Annotated in this window: 17 protein-coding genes and 1 pseudogene; 9 read left to right on the top strand and 9 right to left on the bottom strand. The window is 69.4% G+C overall.

The annotated features are described in order from the left end of the window. Positions 1 to 142 precede the first annotated feature (142 nt). The 3 genes from VIM54_RS03870 to VIM54_RS03860 are packed head-to-tail and all read right to left on the bottom strand — an operon-like array spanning position 143 to position 2,204. Complete coding sequence (locus VIM54_RS03870) at positions 143 to 775, bottom strand: cation transporter (protein ID WP_331899305.1); 633 nt, start codon at positions 773 to 775, stop codon at positions 143 to 145. Next, complete coding sequence (locus VIM54_RS03865) at positions 772 to 1,842, bottom strand: cation diffusion facilitator family transporter (RefSeq protein ID WP_331899303.1); 1,071 nt, start codon at positions 1,840 to 1,842, stop codon at positions 772 to 774. The genes VIM54_RS03870 and VIM54_RS03865 overlap by 4 nt, the downstream gene beginning before the upstream one ends. Then, positions 1,839 to 2,204, bottom strand: coding sequence for a metalloregulator ArsR/SmtB family transcription factor (locus tag VIM54_RS03860; RefSeq protein ID WP_331899360.1), 366 nt, complete (start codon positions 2,202 to 2,204; stop codon positions 1,839 to 1,841). The genes VIM54_RS03865 and VIM54_RS03860 overlap by 4 nt, the downstream gene beginning before the upstream one ends. 40 nt (positions 2,205 to 2,244) lie before the next feature. On the opposite strand from VIM54_RS03860, the gene VIM54_RS03855 reads away from it, so the two are divergent. Beyond that, entirely contained in the window at positions 2,245 to 3,843 is a 1,599-nt protein-coding gene (locus VIM54_RS03855) for an FAD-dependent monooxygenase (protein ID WP_331899302.1), read from the top strand. Positions 3,844 to 3,876: 33 nt separating this feature from the next. Here VIM54_RS03855 and VIM54_RS03850 read toward each other — a convergent pair whose 3' ends face one another. Then, entirely contained in the window at positions 3,877 to 4,185 is a 309-nt protein-coding gene (locus tag VIM54_RS03850) for a hypothetical protein (RefSeq protein WP_331899301.1), read from the bottom strand. A 152-nt stretch (positions 4,186 to 4,337) separates the two neighbouring features. On the opposite strand from VIM54_RS03850, the gene VIM54_RS03845 reads away from it, so the two are divergent. The 3 genes from VIM54_RS03845 to VIM54_RS03835 all read left to right on the top strand — a co-directional run bounded on the left by VIM54_RS03845 (position 4,338) and on the right by VIM54_RS03835 (position 5,893). Next, positions 4,338 to 4,721 (top strand): DUF302 domain-containing protein, encoded by a 384-nt coding sequence (locus VIM54_RS03845; RefSeq protein ID WP_331899299.1) that lies wholly within the window; start codon positions 4,338 to 4,340, stop codon positions 4,719 to 4,721. Between the two features lie 93 nt (positions 4,722 to 4,814). Then, entirely contained in the window at positions 4,815 to 5,354 is a 540-nt protein-coding gene (locus VIM54_RS03840; protein ID WP_331899298.1) for a TMEM175 family protein, read from the top strand. Next, positions 5,351 to 5,893, top strand: coding sequence for a cysteine hydrolase family protein (locus VIM54_RS03835; protein WP_331899296.1), 543 nt, complete (start codon positions 5,351 to 5,353; stop codon positions 5,891 to 5,893). Before VIM54_RS03840 ends, VIM54_RS03835 begins: the two co-directional genes overlap by 4 nt. On the opposite strand, the gene VIM54_RS15880 is transcribed toward VIM54_RS03835, so the two are convergent. From VIM54_RS15880 to VIM54_RS15875, 3 genes and pseudogenes are all read right to left on the bottom strand, one after another. Continuing rightward, the gene (locus VIM54_RS15880) at positions 5,832 to 6,671 is read right to left on the bottom strand and encodes a M20/M25/M40 family metallo-hydrolase (protein WP_414673161.1); all 840 of its coding nucleotides are present in this window, start codon (positions 6,669 to 6,671) and stop codon (positions 5,832 to 5,834) included. The genes VIM54_RS03835 and VIM54_RS15880 overlap by 62 nt on opposite strands. Positions 6,672 to 6,693: 22 nt before the next feature. Further along, positions 6,694 to 7,062, bottom strand: a complete 369-nt coding sequence (locus VIM54_RS03825; protein ID WP_331899294.1) for an MBL fold metallo-hydrolase — start codon at positions 7,060 to 7,062, stop codon at positions 6,694 to 6,696. A gap of 173 nt (positions 7,063 to 7,235) precedes the next feature. Beyond that, positions 7,236 to 7,442 (bottom strand): annotated as a pseudogene (locus tag VIM54_RS15875) (MBL fold metallo-hydrolase); the annotation flags it as partial. A gap of 139 nt (positions 7,443 to 7,581) precedes the next feature. Here VIM54_RS15875 and cysK point away from each other — a divergent pair. Both cysK and epsC read left to right on the top strand, forming a co-directional pair. Beyond that, on the top strand, positions 7,582 to 8,520 hold the full coding sequence (cysK, locus tag VIM54_RS03815) for a cysteine synthase A (RefSeq protein WP_331899291.1): 939 nt from the start codon (positions 7,582 to 7,584) through the stop codon (positions 8,518 to 8,520). Between the two features lie 4 nt (positions 8,521 to 8,524). After that, entirely contained in the window at positions 8,525 to 9,103 is a 579-nt protein-coding gene (epsC, locus tag VIM54_RS03810) for a serine O-acetyltransferase EpsC (RefSeq protein WP_331899289.1), read from the top strand. A 48-nt stretch (positions 9,104 to 9,151) separates the two neighbouring features. On the opposite strand, the gene VIM54_RS03805 is transcribed toward epsC, so the two are convergent. Then, complete coding sequence (locus VIM54_RS03805) at positions 9,152 to 10,060, bottom strand: EamA family transporter (protein WP_331899288.1); 909 nt, start codon at positions 10,058 to 10,060, stop codon at positions 9,152 to 9,154. 73 nt (positions 10,061 to 10,133) lie between these two features. Here VIM54_RS03805 and VIM54_RS03800 point away from each other — a divergent pair, with 73 nt between their 5' ends. The 3 genes from VIM54_RS03800 to VIM54_RS03790 are packed head-to-tail and all read left to right on the top strand — an operon-like array spanning position 10,134 to position 12,768. Further along, positions 10,134 to 11,207, top strand: coding sequence for a type III polyketide synthase (locus VIM54_RS03800; RefSeq protein ID WP_331899286.1), 1,074 nt, complete (start codon positions 10,134 to 10,136; stop codon positions 11,205 to 11,207). Continuing rightward, positions 11,204 to 11,740 (top strand): isoprenylcysteine carboxyl methyltransferase family protein, encoded by a 537-nt coding sequence (locus tag VIM54_RS03795; protein WP_331899284.1) that lies wholly within the window; start codon positions 11,204 to 11,206, stop codon positions 11,738 to 11,740. The genes VIM54_RS03800 and VIM54_RS03795 overlap by 4 nt, the downstream gene beginning before the upstream one ends. Then, complete coding sequence (locus VIM54_RS03790; RefSeq protein WP_331899282.1) at positions 11,737 to 12,768, top strand: NAD(P)/FAD-dependent oxidoreductase; 1,032 nt, start codon at positions 11,737 to 11,739, stop codon at positions 12,766 to 12,768. The genes VIM54_RS03795 and VIM54_RS03790 overlap by 4 nt, the downstream gene beginning before the upstream one ends. Positions 12,769 to 12,778: 10 nt before the next feature. Here the strand turns inward: VIM54_RS03790 and VIM54_RS03785 are convergent, their stop codons facing one another. Next, complete coding sequence (locus tag VIM54_RS03785; RefSeq protein ID WP_331899281.1) at positions 12,779 to 13,594, bottom strand: DeoR/GlpR family DNA-binding transcription regulator; 816 nt, start codon at positions 13,592 to 13,594, stop codon at positions 12,779 to 12,781. Positions 13,595 to 13,686 lie beyond the last annotated feature (92 nt).

Below are 13,686 nucleotides of genomic sequence, written 5' to 3'. Positions count from 1 at the left end.
CCGGCCGAACGGTGCATCCGGGCATCCCCGAGCTACAGGAGGCACCCATCTGATCGGACGACCTACTCCAGAACTCCGCGCGGGTCCAGGCGAGAAGCGGGAAGGCGCGGGTGACGCCGTGAAGGATCGTGGGCGCCGGATATCAGTCGTGCTCTTCGACGAGTTCGCCTCGCCAGGCCTCGCGCCCCTCGTGGATCGCGAACAGGGCGATCACGAAGCCCGCTGCCGCGTCGAGCCATGCCGCGCCTGAGAGCGCGTAGAAGAGCAGACCCACCAGGGTGGACGCGCTCAGCAGGATGCAGATGCGCGTCTCCGCGGCATCCGCGAGTATCAGCTTGTCTCCCAGCAGTGTTCCGACTTGCTTCTTCATCGCCGCCAGGATGGGCATCACGACGATGGACGCGGCCAGCACGATCGCACCGACAATCGACGCGTCTGGCCGTTCGCCGACGATCAGGTTGCGGATGCCGTTGGCGGTGACGTACGCCGCGAGCAGGAAGAACGTGATCGCGATGAATCGGAGAGTCGCCTTCTCGCGTTTCTCATCCGACCGACCATCGCGAAGGCGGGCGGCGAGCCGGAGGCCGACGAGAACGGCCGAGGCGGATTCGATACCGGAGTCCAATCCGAAGCCGACCACCGAGACGAGGCCGGCGGTGACGCCCGCCGCTATCGAGACCACGCCCTCCACCACGTTGTACGCCACCGTGAATTGGGCGAGTCGGAGGCCTCGCCTGGTGAGGCGGGTGACCTCGCTGCTTGAGAGCAGACTCACCGGGTGACCGTGCGGATCGCCACTCCGTCGAGGTTAGGCAGGGCGTGTCCGAGCCGGTGTTCCGCCTCGTGGGCGATGATCTCGGCGTCGGACAGGGAGGTGTCTGCGACGACGATTGTTGCCGTGCCCTGCAGTCGGTGCCCCACCCAGCGCAGTTGCAGAATGGGGGTGGAAAGCACCCCGGGGGTCGCGTCGAGCGCCGCCTGTGCGCGGTCCACGAGTTCGGGTTCTATGCCGTCCATCAGCCGTCGGCCGATGCTCTTCACCGTTCCCCAGAGCAGCACGATGATCGCCGCGGAGATCAGGAGGCCCACGATGGGGTCGGCCAGGGGGAATCCGAGAATCACGCCGAGGGCGCCGAGGACGACGGCGAGGGAGGTGAATCCGTCGATGCGCGCGTGCACTCCGTCGGCGACGAGCGCCGCCGATCCGATCCGCTGGCCCACGCGGATGCGGTAGATCGCGACGACTTCGTTGCCGGCGAAGCCGACGAGGCCGGCCACGAGAACCCACCACAGGTTGTTGAGAGGCTGCGGGTGGAGGAGTCGGTCGATGGACTGCCAGGCGGCGACGACGGCGGACAGCGCGACGACACCGACGATGAACAGGCCGGCGAGGTCTTCGGCCCGACCGAAGCCGTAGGTGTACCTGCGGGTCGCCAGGCGCCGGCCGAGGACAAACGCGATCCAGAGGGGAACGGCGGTGAGGGCGTCGGCAAAGTTGTGGATGGTGTCCGCGAGCAGCGCGACGGAACCACTGACGAGCACGACGACGAATTGCAGGATGGTCGTGCCGAGCAGGATGAAGAGGCTGATCTTCACCGCGCGCACACCCTCCTTGCTGGCCTCGAGCGCGTCGTCTATCGAGTCGGCGGCGTCGTGGCTGTGGGGCACGAATAGTCCGAAGAGGAACCCCCTGATGCCCGTCGGATGCGCGTGGCTGCCGTCGCCGTGGGAGTGCTCGTGTTCGTGGCTGTGCTCGTGCTCGTGTTCGTGGCCGTGGCTGTGCTCATGCTCGTGTTCGTGGCCGTGGCTGTGCTCATGCTCGTGCTCGTGCGGGGCGCTCATGCGGTGGCCTCATTCTGTGGGTCGTGGTGGCGTGGCGTGCCGCCGAGCGAGTGCTCTGCCTGCAGGATCGCGTCGGTCACCAGCTTGCTGGCGTGCTCGTTCTCGAGCCGATAGAAGACGCGTTGGCCGTCCTGACGCGCCGACACGATCTTCGCGAGCCGGAGCTTGGCCAGATGCTGCGAGACGGCCGCCGGGGACTTGTCGACGATGTCGGCCAGGTGATTCACCGACTGTTCGCCATCCCGGAGCGCCAGGATGAGACGCACCCGGGTGGCGTCGGCGAGCATCGCGAACACTTCCACCGCCAATTCCACGAACTGGCTGTCCGGCTCTCTCCCGAATACCTGCTTATCTGCGTCCATACGCATATCATTCCATGCCACAGCGGTCTAGGGTGACGGCATGGCAAGGCTCGACGAGGCGATGGTTGACGTGCTGATCGTGGGCGCCGGCCCCACCGGACTGGCGCTCGCCGGCGAGCTCCACGCTCGTGGCGTGAGCTTCCGCATCATCGACCGGGCACCCAGCGCGGTGCACGAGTCGCGTGCGCTCGCGATCCAGGCGCGCACGCTCGAGGTGCTCGCCCGTCAGGGCGCAACCGGAGAACTCGTCGCCGCCGGTGATGCCGCCGCCGTTCTGATGATGCACTTCCCGAACCGCACGACCGAGATGAGACTCTTCGGCGAGGGGGCGGGTGAGACCGCCTACCCGTACCTGCTCTTTCTCTCGCAGGCCGAGACGGAGAGAATCCTCGCCGGCCGCCTCGCCGAGTCGGGCGTGGTGATCGAGCGGGGCGTGGAGCTGCTCGGGCTCGACCGGAGCGAGGGCGACGTGACCTGCACCATTCGCGGCGAGTCCGGCGAATCCGGCGAGCTGCGGGTGCGTAGCCGCTACGTGGTGGGATGCGACGGGGCCCACAGCGTCGTGCGGCACGCGAGCGGGATCGGCTTCTCCGGCTCGGCGTTCCCGCAGACCTTCGTCATCGCCGATCTCGAGGCGGACGAACTCCAGGTGGAACGACTGCACGTGTACATGGCACGCGAGGGGATGCTCTTCTTCTTCCCGCTCGGCTCGCCGGCCACCTGGCGGATCCTGGTCATGGTGCCGCCGGGCCACGACGCAGGGGAGCCGTCGCTGCGGTCCGTTCAGGAGATGGTCGATCGCTACACCCGCGGTCGTGTGAGGCTGCACGATCCCGTCTGGCTGACGAACTTCTCGGTGCAGAGTCGTCGGGCCGACCACTTCCGATCGGGCCGTGTGTTCCTCGCGGGCGATGCCGCGCACATCCACAGCCCGGCCGGGGCGCAGGGCATGAACACCGGAATCCAGGATGCCGTGAACCTCGGCTGGAAACTCGCCCTCGTGACGTCGGGGCTCGCGAGCGAAGACCTCCTCGACAGCTACGAGGCCGAGCGGCTGCCGGTCGCCAATTCGGTTCTTCGAATGACTAACCGCGCCTTCCGGGTGGCCACGTCGACCAACGCGTTCCTGCGGTTCTTCCGACCCAGAGCGGCGGCGGTGGTCGTGCCCGTCGCGATTCGGATACCCGCCATGCGCCGCCTCGGTTTTCGAGTGGTCTCCCAGCTGGGCATCCGGTACCGGGGGAGCCCACTCTCCGTGGAGGGGCGCCCCCGGCTGAGACGCGGACCGCGCGCCGGTGACCGCCTGCCGGACTCGGGAATCGTCGTCAACGGCGTCTCCACGACGATTCACCGGAGCCTCTCGCCGACGCACTTCCACCTGATCCTGTGCGGGCCGCTGACAGGGTGGAGCGATCGCCGGGAATTCGATGAGCGGTGGTCGAGAGTGGTGAGGATCGCCTGGCTGAGTGCAGGCGCCCAGCAGGATGTGTGGGTGGATTCGACGCCTGGGGCGCTGCGTCGACTCGGCCTCGTCGAGGGCGAGACGGCCCACTATCTCGTGCGGCCCGACGGGTACATCGGTTACCGCGCGCGGGGCACGGACCTCGGGGGGCTGGAGGCCTATCTCCGCGCGCTGTAACCGCCGACGACCGGGAGCCGGACGCCGGCGCGGTCACCGCTGCGAGGCCAGCGCTCGGTTGAGTTGTTCCTGAGTCGGTTGGCCGGCAAAGCCGGCCGGCGTCAGATAGACCCGGCACGCGAGGTCGGTGGTGCGGCAGGCAGAGGGGAACAGGTCGGTGCCGTCGATGAGGATGGTCGGGGAGCCGGCGAACGGCACCCGTGCCGCGTCGGCCGGTGAGGCAACGAGCGTGTAGGTGATGACGGTGTCGTGGCGGCCGGTTGAGTCCAACGCCGCCCGGAGGCGCCGACCCGCCTCTTCCCAGCCGGGACAATCGTCGATGTGCAGGATTTCGGCCTTCATGCCATGCTCCCGTTCTCGCCGCGGCGATCGAATTCTACAACCGCTGCGGAGGGGGTGCTCGGTGCTTCGGCGCGGCGGGAGCCGACCGGCGTACTGTGGCAGATTGACCCGTTCGCCGCGTGCTTTCGAAGGAGAAGAACATGAGCTACGGAATGAGCATCACCCTCGCCGGGCCGTTCGACGACACTGTCGCCGTGGTGCGAGAGGCGCTCGCCCGGCAGGGCTTCGGCATTGTCAGCGAGATCGACATGCAGCAGACACTGCGCAACAAGCTCGGCGTGGAGATCGATCGCAATCTGATCCTGGGCGCCTGCAACCCGAGTCTCGCCCACCTTGCGCTTGAGGCGGAGCCATCGATCGGCCTGCTGTTGCCCTGTAACGTCGTCGTCCGCAGCACCGAAGACGGCATCGTGGTCGAGATGATCGACCCGCGCATCATGGCGGAACTCGCGGAGAACCCCGAGATGAAGCAGGTGGCGGGCGATGTCGGCGAGAAGCTGTCGGCGGCACTCGAAAGCCTGCGCTTGCAGGCATAGCGCCGTGCCCCAATGGTGTCATTGTCAGGGGACCAGCGCCAGGTGGGGTTGTGCGTGACGAGTGCGCTGGGCCGGGCCGATAGGCTGATGCAGATGTTCGCAACCCGCATCGGCAGCACCGCGCCAGAGAGACATCGGTGCGCGGTGAGTGACCGCCAATCGCCGGGCGATCCGAGCGTCGAGCGCCTCGTCGGCTTCACCAACGGCGTCGTGGCGATCGCGATCACCGTCATCGCACTGCCCCTCGTCGACACCGCCCGATCCGTCGGGTCGCGCCTCGCGATCGATTTCCTCTCCGCGAACGTTCTCAACCTATCGGCGGCGGCGCTGAGCTTCGTGGTCATCGCGGCCTCGCCGGGTCACGACCCCGTCGCGGCGGGCGTCTACGTCGCAACCGTGTTCGTGGCCGAGGTGTCCATCCGGATTCAGAAGGTGATCCTCACCCGTCGGGGACTTCTCGGGCCCGGCACCGAAGCATCCACCCGATTCGTCTGGGCAGACTGGATTCTGGTGCTGCTCGCCCTCGTCGCGCTGATTGTGACGGTGCTCGTCCCCGCCACCAGCCTCTACCCGCTGGTGCTGATCCTGCTCGCGCGCCCCATCAAGTGGCTGGCGCTGAGGGGTGCTCCATGACGAGAGCGCTCATTGTCATCGACATCCAGAATGACTACTTTCCGGGCGGCGCGTATCCGCTCGTGGGGAGCGAGGCGGCGGCCGCGGTCGGCCATCGCATCCTCGTGCACGCCCGGTCGGCGGGGATGCCTGTCGTGCACTTCCGGCACGTCTCGCGGGAAGAGGACGCGACGTTCTTCTTGCCCGGCACGAGCGGGGCGGAGATCTACCCCCTCCTGGCGCCCGGCCCGGGAGAACGCGTGCTCACCAAGTCGCTGCCCAACGCCTTCGTCGACACCCCTCTGGCGGAACTACTGCGGGAGGGGGGCATCGACGGCCTGGTGGTCGTGGGCATGATGAGCAGCATGTGCGTGGACGCGACGACGCGGGCGGCGCTCGACCTGGGCTTCGACGTGACGGTCGTGCACGACGCGTGCGCGGCACCCGACCTCGAATTCGAGGGAACCGAGCTGCCCGGGAGCCTGGTGCACGCGGCGTTCATGGCCGCGCTGCGCGACGCCGGGGCCACGGTCGTCGCATCGACCGAGCTCCGGCTGTAGTCGCTCCTGGGCCACTCAGTAGACCGGGGCCGCTCACCCGACCGGGGTCACTCACCCGACCGGGGCCGCACAAGTCCGGGGTCACTGTGGAGCCGCGGCGGAACACGAGCATGCGGGCCACGAGGAGCTGCCTCTCCGCGCCGACGGCCGTCAGGGTGCGGCTCTCCACCGTGACGATTCCCCGATCGGGCCTCGACCGGCTCGGCTTGATCTCGGTGACCACCGCCTCCGCGTGAAGCACGTCCTCGGGGCGCGTCGCGGTGGGCCAGGATAGCTCGGCACCGGCGCCGATCAACCCGTGGGCGAATGGAAAGCCGCTCGTCACCAGCAGGTTCATCGTGATGGCGGCCGTGTGCCAGCCGCTCGCCGCCAACCCTCCGAAGAAAGTGGCGGATGCCGCCTTCGCGTCGGCCTTCGCGCCGGCGATCGTCTCCTCGGCCGGCTGGAACACGGCGACGAGGGTGCCCGACCACTCGGAGCGACGCGCGAGCATGGCCTCGACCGCGCCGACGAGGCACGTCACATGCACATCGTGACCGCAGGCGGGCATGAGCGGCACCTCCGCGCCGTCCTCGGTGATCGGGGCGTCCGTGCTCGCGTAGTCCAGTCCGGTTTCCTCGCGCGCGGGGAGGCCATCCATGTCCGCGCGGAGGTAGACGACAGGCCCCTCGCCGTTCCTGGCGACCGCGACCTCACCGGTTCCGCCGACCACGCAGGTTCCGCCGACCACACCGGTTCCGCCGACCCCGGTGGTGACTGCGAGTCCGAACGACGTCATCGGTTGCGTGACGATGCCCGCCTCAGCGAGCGAGCGCGGCGGGCATGACTCCCAGCGGTCCGTGGCCGGGCAGAAAGCGCTCGGCGGCGAGGTCGAACAGAAGGCTCACGTTGGCGTGGGTCATGGCGTCATCCTCGTTGAAGATCGGATGAAGCACCTGAGGCCCGGTGCTCCGCACCGTCGGGTGACCGGTGACGAGGGCGTCGCCGGTGACGACGATGCCGTGCTGCGGCAGGTGAAAGACAGTGCGACCGGGGGTGTGGCCGGCAACCGCCAACGGAACCGGATGCCCCGGCACGTCGAGCGGCAGGCCCAGCTCGAGGGCGGCCACCCCCTCGTAGCCGACCGGCTCGAGCCCGCCCTGGCGCACCGCGTGCACCGCCCAGGCCACGATGCGGGGATTGTGGCGTGCCTCAGGATGTCGGGGATACCCACCTGGTGCAGCACGGTTCGTCGCACGTGGGCGACCTCGTTGGGCGAGCTGAGCACTCGAGGAGCGCCGGCCGACCGCGCGACGAGTCTGCCGACGTTGCCAATGTGGTCGGTGTGCCCATGGGTGAGGAGGATCGCCTCGAGGGAGCGTGCGCCCGTGCGCCGCGCCACCACCTCGAGGGTCTCGTCGACGAGGTCGGCATTGCGCGGGTAGCCGGTGTCGATGAGGGTCACGCCGCCCCCCTCGGTGAGCACGACCCAGTTGACGCTCGGGCCTCTGGCGAAGAAGACGCCCGAGGCGACCTCGGTGAGGGAGAGGGCGCTTCGGGCTGAGGTCATGAATACCAGTCTCTCCCGGCGCCCAGACGACCGACGCGCGGGCGACCGGCGCCCAGACGACCGACGCTCCGGGCGAACCGGTGAAGCCGCTCGGCTCAAGGCCCGGTACCGTATACCTGTACCCGAGAAGGAGAAAAAAATGGCGACCCGCATCTACAACGACATCACCGAGATCTTCGGCAACACGCCCCTCGTGCGACTCAACCGAGTGGCCGACGGCGTGGGCGCGACGGTGCTCGCCAAGCTCGAGTTCTACAACCCGTCCGCGAGCGTGAAGGACCGGCTCGGAGTGGCCATCGTCGACGCCGCCGAGGCCTCCGGCGCCTTGGCGCCCGGCGGCACGATCGTAGAGAGCACGAGCGGCAACACGGGCATCGCCCTCGCGATGATCGGGGCCGCCCGCGGCTACCGGGTGATCCTCACGATGCCCGAGACGATGAGCAGGGAGCGCCGGATGCTGCTGCGCGCGTACGGCGCGGAGCTCGTGCTCACCCCCGGGGCCGGTGGCATGAGCGCCGCGGTCGCCGCGGCGCGGGAGATCGTCGCGAACACGCCAGGGGCCGTCTTCGCCGACCAGTTCGCCAACGCGGCCAACCCCGCAATCCACCGCGCCACCACGGGACCCGAGATCTGGCGGGACACCGAGGGTGCGGTCGACATCTTCGTCTCCGGCATCGGAACGGGTGGGACCATCACCGGGGCCGGCGAGTTCCTCAAGGAGCAGAAGGCGGGCCTGCAGGTGATCGGCGTCGAACCCCAGGAGTCCGCGATCCTCAACGGCGGGGCACCGGGGCCGCACAAGATCCAGGGCATCGGGGCCAACTTCGTGCCCGAGATCCTCGACCGCGACGTCTACGACGAGATCATCGACGTGAACATCGCCCAGTCGGTGGCGATGGCCCGTCGTCTCGCGGCGGAGGAGGGCATCCTCGCCGGCATCTCGTCCGGTGCGACCGTGCAGGCGGCGCTCGAGGTGGCCGCGCGCCCCGAGAACGCCGGCAAGACCATCGTGGTGATCGTGGCGAGCTTCGGCGAGCGGTACCTCTCCACCGTGCTCTACGAAGACCTCGCGGACTGACCGGGTGGCCTTCTCTCGACTGCGGGAGGACATCGCCGCGGCTCGAGCGCACGATCCGGCAGCGGATTCGAACGCCGAGGTGTTCCTTGCCTACTCCGGCCTTCACGCGATCTGGGGCCACCGCGTCGCGCACTGGCTCTGGCGTCGGCGGCTGCGCCTGGCGGCGCGGGTCTACTCGCAGCTGGTGCGGTTCGCCACCGGGGTGGAGATCCACCCGGGCGCGACCCTCGGTCGCCGGCTGTTCATCGACCACGGAATGGGTGTGGTGATCGGTGAGACCGCGGTCGTCGGCGACGACGTCGTGATCTACCACGGGGTGACGCTCGGCGGCACGAGTTCCCGCCGCGAGATCCGTCACCCCAGAATCGGCAACGGCGTCGTCATCGGCGCCGGCGCGAGCGTGCTCGGCGCGATCAGCATCGGCGATCGGTCGATCGTGGGGGCAAACGCCGTCGTCGTGCGGGATGCCCCGGCCGACTCGATGATCACCGGAATTCCCGCCCGCGCGCGGCCCCGGGTTGCGACGTCGCCGACCGGCCCGCTGCATCCGGACAGCTACACCGACCCGGCGATCTATATCTGACGAATCTATATCTGACGAATCTGGATCTGACGGATCTAGATCTGACGATCAGCCGAGCTCGTCGACCGGGTTCGGCAGGGTGTCGCCTCCCGGTGTGCGGGATGCGGTGCGCACGGCCCCGATGCTCGCGGCGATCACGAGCGCGATCGCGACCATGCCGACCACCGTGAGCTTCTGCCCGAGCAGCAGAAGGCCGGCAATCGTCGCGATCGCCGGGGACAGACTCATGAGGATCGAGAAGGTCGCCGACGGCAGCCGACGCAGCGCCACGAGTTCGAGGGCGTACGGGATGGTCGAGGAGAGCATGGCGACGGCGGCGCCGAGCAGCAGGATGTCCGGTCGGAAGATCGCCGGCCCCGCCGAGGCGATCCCGAGCGGCAGGGCCAGGATCGCGCCGATGGTCATCGCGATCGCGAGCCCGTCGAGTCGCGGAAAGCGCCCGCCGGTGCGCGCGGAGAGCAGGATGTACCCGGCCCACGCGGCGGCGGCGGAGAACGCGAAGACGAGCCCGAGCGGGTCAAGCGATCCGAAGCTGCCCTGCCCGAGCAGGACCACCCCCACGAGGGCGAGCACCGCCCAGAGCCAGCTCACCGCCCGACGGCTCATCACGACCGAAAGCACGAGCGGCCCGAGCACCTCGATCGTGACCGTCGCGCCGAGCGGGATGCGGGCGATGGCCTCGTAGAACAGGGCGTTCATCCCGGCGAGGGCCACGCCGAACGCGATCACCGTGAGCCAGTCGTTGCTGCTGTGGCCGCGCAACCGGGGACGGGCGACGGCGAGCAGCACGATCGCCGAGAAGCCGAGCCGCAAGGCGACCATGCCGAGCGCGCCCGTGGTGGGGAAGAGCAACACGGCGAGGGAGGCGCCCACGTCCTGGCAGACGAGGCCGATCACCACGAGTCCGACGGCGCCGATCGGGCGCGAGGCCGGTCGACTCGTGGATGCGGTGGTCACACTGCAACGTTAGGGGCGAATTCGATTCGGGCCGACACGCGGGGCGGCGGTCGGAACGTGTTACCGTCGCGGAATGGCCCGTATCGCTGCTGTCGCGCCGGCGCTCCCGGCTCACCTCTACACGCAGTCGGAGATCACCGACACCATCGTGCCGATGGTCACCTCCGACCCGGGTAAGCAGGCCGTGATGCGTCGGCTGCACGGCGCGAGCATGGTCGACACCCGCCACCTCGTGATGCCGATCGAGCGCTACCTCGACGAGACCACCTTCACCCAGTCGAACGGCATGTTCATCGAGGTCGCCGCCGACCTCACCGAGCGCGCGCTGCGTGACGCCCTCGACATCGCCGGGCTCGCCCCGGCCGACATCGACTACCTCATGTTCACCTCGGTCACCGGCATCTCGGCGCCGTCCATCGACGCGCTGCTCGTGGCCAGGCTGGGCCTGCGCGCCGACGTGAAACGGGTGCCCATGTACGGACTCGGATGTGTGGCCGGGGCCGCGGGGATCGCCCGCGTCAACGACTACCTGGTCGGGCATCCGAACGATGTCGGTGTGCTGCTCGCCGTCGAGCTCTGCTCGCTCACCTTCCAGCGCGACGACGACTCGATGGCCAACCTCGTGGCGACCGGGCTGTTCGGCGACGGCGCGGCGGCCGTGGTGATGGTGGGCGACGAACGGGCGAAGCGGATGCCGGTGACCGGTCCGGACGTGATCGACGCGAGAAGCCAGCTCTACCCGGACACCGAGTCGGTGATCGGCTTCAACGCGAGCGAGACGGGCTTCCGCATCATCCTCACCGCACAGGTCTCCGAGGTGATCGAGCGCAACTTCGGCGAGGACGTCACCGCGTTCCTCGGCGCGAACGGGATCGGCATCGGCGACGTGACCACCTGGGTCGCCCACCCGGGCGGGCCGCGAGTGCTCGAGTCGTTCCAGGCCTCGCTCGGCCTTGCCGACGGCGCGTTCGACAACAGCTGGAGCTCGCTCTCCCGGGTGGGCAATCTCTCGTCGGCGTCGGTGCTGCACATCCTCTCGGAGGAGCTCGCCGCCGGGCCGCAGACCGCGGGCGCCGACACCGTCGTGTTCGCGCTCGGCCCTGGGGTGAGCGCCGAACTCGTGCTGCTGAGGTGGCCGTCGGCATGATCTGGTTTCTCCTGCTGATTCTCGCCACGGGCGCCGAGCGCATCGCCGAGGTGGTGATCTCGAACCGCAACGCGGCGTGGGCGTTTGCGCGCGGCGGCCGGGAGTACGGCCAGCGCCACTACCCGTACATGGTCGTGCTGCACACCGGCTTTCTGCTCGCCTGCCTCGCCGAGGTGTTCCTCGGCGACCGGCCGTTCATCCCGCTGCTCGGCTGGCCGATGCTGGCGATCGCGCTCGCCTGCCAGGGCCTGCGCTACTGGTGCATCGGCACGCTCGGGCGGCAGTGGAACTCGCGAATCGTGGTGGTCCCGGGTCTCGGCCGGGTCACCCGCGGCCCGTACCGCTTTCTCAGCCACCCCAACTACGTCGTCGTGATCGCGGAGGGCATCGCGCTGCCTCTCGTGCACACCGCCTGGATCACGGCCGTCGCGTTCACGGTGCTCAACGCGATCCTGCTGTTCGGGTTCCGCATCCCGGCGGAGGAGCGCGCGCTCGCCGCCCTCGAGACGGCCAGGGTGGCGCCGCCGTCATGACCGCGGACTTCGACGTCACGGTGGTCGGCGCCGGCCCGGTCGGGCTCGCGGCGGCGATCGAGGCGCGGATGCTGGGGCTCACGGTTGCGGTGATCGAACCCCGTACTGCCGCGATCGACAAGGCCTGCGGTGAGGGACTCATGCCGGGGGCGCTCCCGGCGCTCGCGCGGCTGGGGGTCGACCCGGCCGGCCATCCGCTGAGCGGGGTGAGCTATCGCAGCGGCACGACCCGGGTCGACCATCTCTTCGGCGGCGGCGCCGCGGGCAGGGGCGTGCGGCGAACGACCCTGCACTCGGCCCTGTCGGCGCGGGCGGCGGAGCTCGGCGTCGACTTCGTGCCGAGAAGGGTGGACTCCCTCGAGCAGGACGACTCCGGCGTCACGGCTGCCGGCATCCGGTCCCGCTATCTGCTCGGGGCGGACGGACTGCACTCGACGGTGCGGCGGCTCACCCGGCTCGAGCGGCCGGTCGCCCAGAGGGCGCGCCGGTTCGGGCTGCGGCGGCACTACAGCATGGCCCCGGGGGGCGACCTCATCGAGGTCTACTGGACGAAGACCGTGGAGGCGTACGTCACCCCGGTCGGCGACGACCTGGTCGGCATCGCGATGCTCGGCCCGCAAGGCACCAACTTCGAGCAGGCGCTCGCCGAGATCCCCGAGCTCGCGGCGCGGGTGGCCGGTCGGCGGCCGGCGAGCGACCTGCGTGGTGCCGGCCCGTTCCGGCAGCGCACGACCGCTCGCTCGCTCGGCCGCGTGATGCTCGTCGGCGACGCGTCCGGCTACGTCGACGCGATCACGGGTGAGGGCATCCGGGTGGGACTCGCCCAGGCCAGGGCAGCGATCGACTGCGTGGATGCGGATGCCCCCGGGCGCTATGAGAGGGAGTGGTCGAGGCGCACGCGCGACTTCCGGCTTCTCACCGCGGGGCTCGTCGCCGCGGCCAACTCCCCGCTGCGCGCCCGCATCGTTCCGACGGCCGCCGCCCTGCCCGGGCTCTTCGGGGCCGTGGTGGACCGGCTCGCCCGCTGATCGGTTCGGGTCAATCCACCTCGACCACGTGGATCACGACCCCCGCTGCAGCGATGCGCTCCAGCTCTTCCGGGTCCGCGCTCGAATCGGTGACGAGCTCGTGGATCTGGTCGAGTCCGGCCACCTTCGCGAGGGTGATTCGCCCCACCTTTGAGCCGTCGGCCACCACGAGCACGCGCTCGGCATGGGTGACCATGGCGAGGTTGGTCTTCGCCTCGGTCTCGTCGTGGGTGGTCGCGCCGGCCAGTGCGCTGATGCCGTCGGTGCCCAGGATGGCCGTGCCCACGTTGATCGCGTTGAACGTGTTCTCCGCGAGCGAGCCCACGAGCTCGAAGGAGTTGGAGCGGATGAGCCCGCCGGTCATGAGCACCTTGAGGTTGGGGCGCGAGGCGAACTCCATGGCCGTGGTGAGCGAGTTGGTCACGATGGTGAGCTCCGACCGGTTGGCGAGCGCCTTCGCCACCTCCGCCGTGGTGGATCCGCCGCTCAGCGCGATCGCGTAGCGCCCGGTCGGGATGAGCAGGGCGGCCTTGCGGGCGATCAACTGCTTGGCGCGCCGAAACTGGGAGTCCTTGAGCCGCACCGGAAGCTCGGACTGGCTGCCGATCGCCCGGGCTCCGCCGTGGGTGCGGGCGAGCAGCCCCTGCGCCTCGAGGTCGGCGAGGTCGCGGCGGATGGTCGCGGCCGAGGCGCCGAGGGCGTCGGAGAGCGCGGAAAGGGGCACGGTCTCGTCGCGGCCCAGCAGTTCGAGGATCGAGACCATGCGCTGCGAGCGCTTGGACGAGGCCGCCCGCGGAACGAGGAAACCCGGTGCTGCGAGACTCATTCGCTGCCCTCCATCTGGTGCGGCCGCCCTTAAGTGCGCAGCCTTGACGTCAATCGCTCAGGAATTCTGACCACTTCGACGAAAAAGAGATC

This window comes from Lacisediminihabitans sp. (assembly GCF_036569425.1).
Taxonomy (GTDB): Bacteria; Actinomycetota; Actinomycetes; order Actinomycetales; family Microbacteriaceae; genus Lacisediminihabitans.
Note: the sequence above shows the minus strand (reverse complement) of the source record. Positions and strands in the feature narration are given on the sequence as shown.

Excerpts from the sequence above, each read along its gene's own strand:
- VIM54_RS03865 (WP_331899303.1), bottom strand. The coding sequence starts at position 1,842 with ATGAGCGCCCCGCACGAGCACGAGCATGAGCACAGCCACGGCCACGAA.
- VIM54_RS03860 (WP_331899360.1), bottom strand. The coding sequence starts at position 2,204 with ATGGACGCAGATAAGCAGGTATTCGGGAGAGAGCCGGACAGCCAGTTC.
- VIM54_RS03855 (WP_331899302.1), top strand. The coding sequence starts at position 2,245 with ATGGCAAGGCTCGACGAGGCGATGGTTGACGTGCTGATCGTGGGCGCC.
- VIM54_RS03850 (WP_331899301.1), bottom strand. The coding sequence starts at position 4,185 with ATGAAGGCCGAAATCCTGCACATCGACGATTGTCCCGGCTGGGAAGAG.
- VIM54_RS03845 (WP_331899299.1), top strand. The coding sequence starts at position 4,338 with ATGAGCATCACCCTCGCCGGGCCGTTCGACGACACTGTCGCCGTGGTG.
- VIM54_RS03840 (WP_331899298.1), top strand. The coding sequence starts at position 4,815 with ATGTTCGCAACCCGCATCGGCAGCACCGCGCCAGAGAGACATCGGTGC.
- VIM54_RS03835 (WP_331899296.1), top strand. The coding sequence starts at position 5,351 with ATGACGAGAGCGCTCATTGTCATCGACATCCAGAATGACTACTTTCCG.
- VIM54_RS15880 (WP_414673161.1), bottom strand. The coding sequence starts at position 6,671 with ATGACGTCGTTCGGACTCGCAGTCACCACCGGGGTCGGCGGAACCGGT.
- cysK (WP_331899291.1), top strand. The coding sequence starts at position 7,582 with ATGGCGACCCGCATCTACAACGACATCACCGAGATCTTCGGCAACACG.
- VIM54_RS03800 (WP_331899286.1), top strand. The coding sequence starts at position 10,134 with ATGGCCCGTATCGCTGCTGTCGCGCCGGCGCTCCCGGCTCACCTCTAC.
- VIM54_RS03795 (WP_331899284.1), top strand. The coding sequence starts at position 11,204 with ATGATCTGGTTTCTCCTGCTGATTCTCGCCACGGGCGCCGAGCGCATC.
- VIM54_RS03790 (WP_331899282.1), top strand. The coding sequence starts at position 11,737 with ATGACCGCGGACTTCGACGTCACGGTGGTCGGCGCCGGCCCGGTCGGG.
- VIM54_RS03785 (WP_331899281.1), bottom strand. The coding sequence starts at position 13,594 with ATGAGTCTCGCAGCACCGGGTTTCCTCGTTCCGCGGGCGGCCTCGTCC.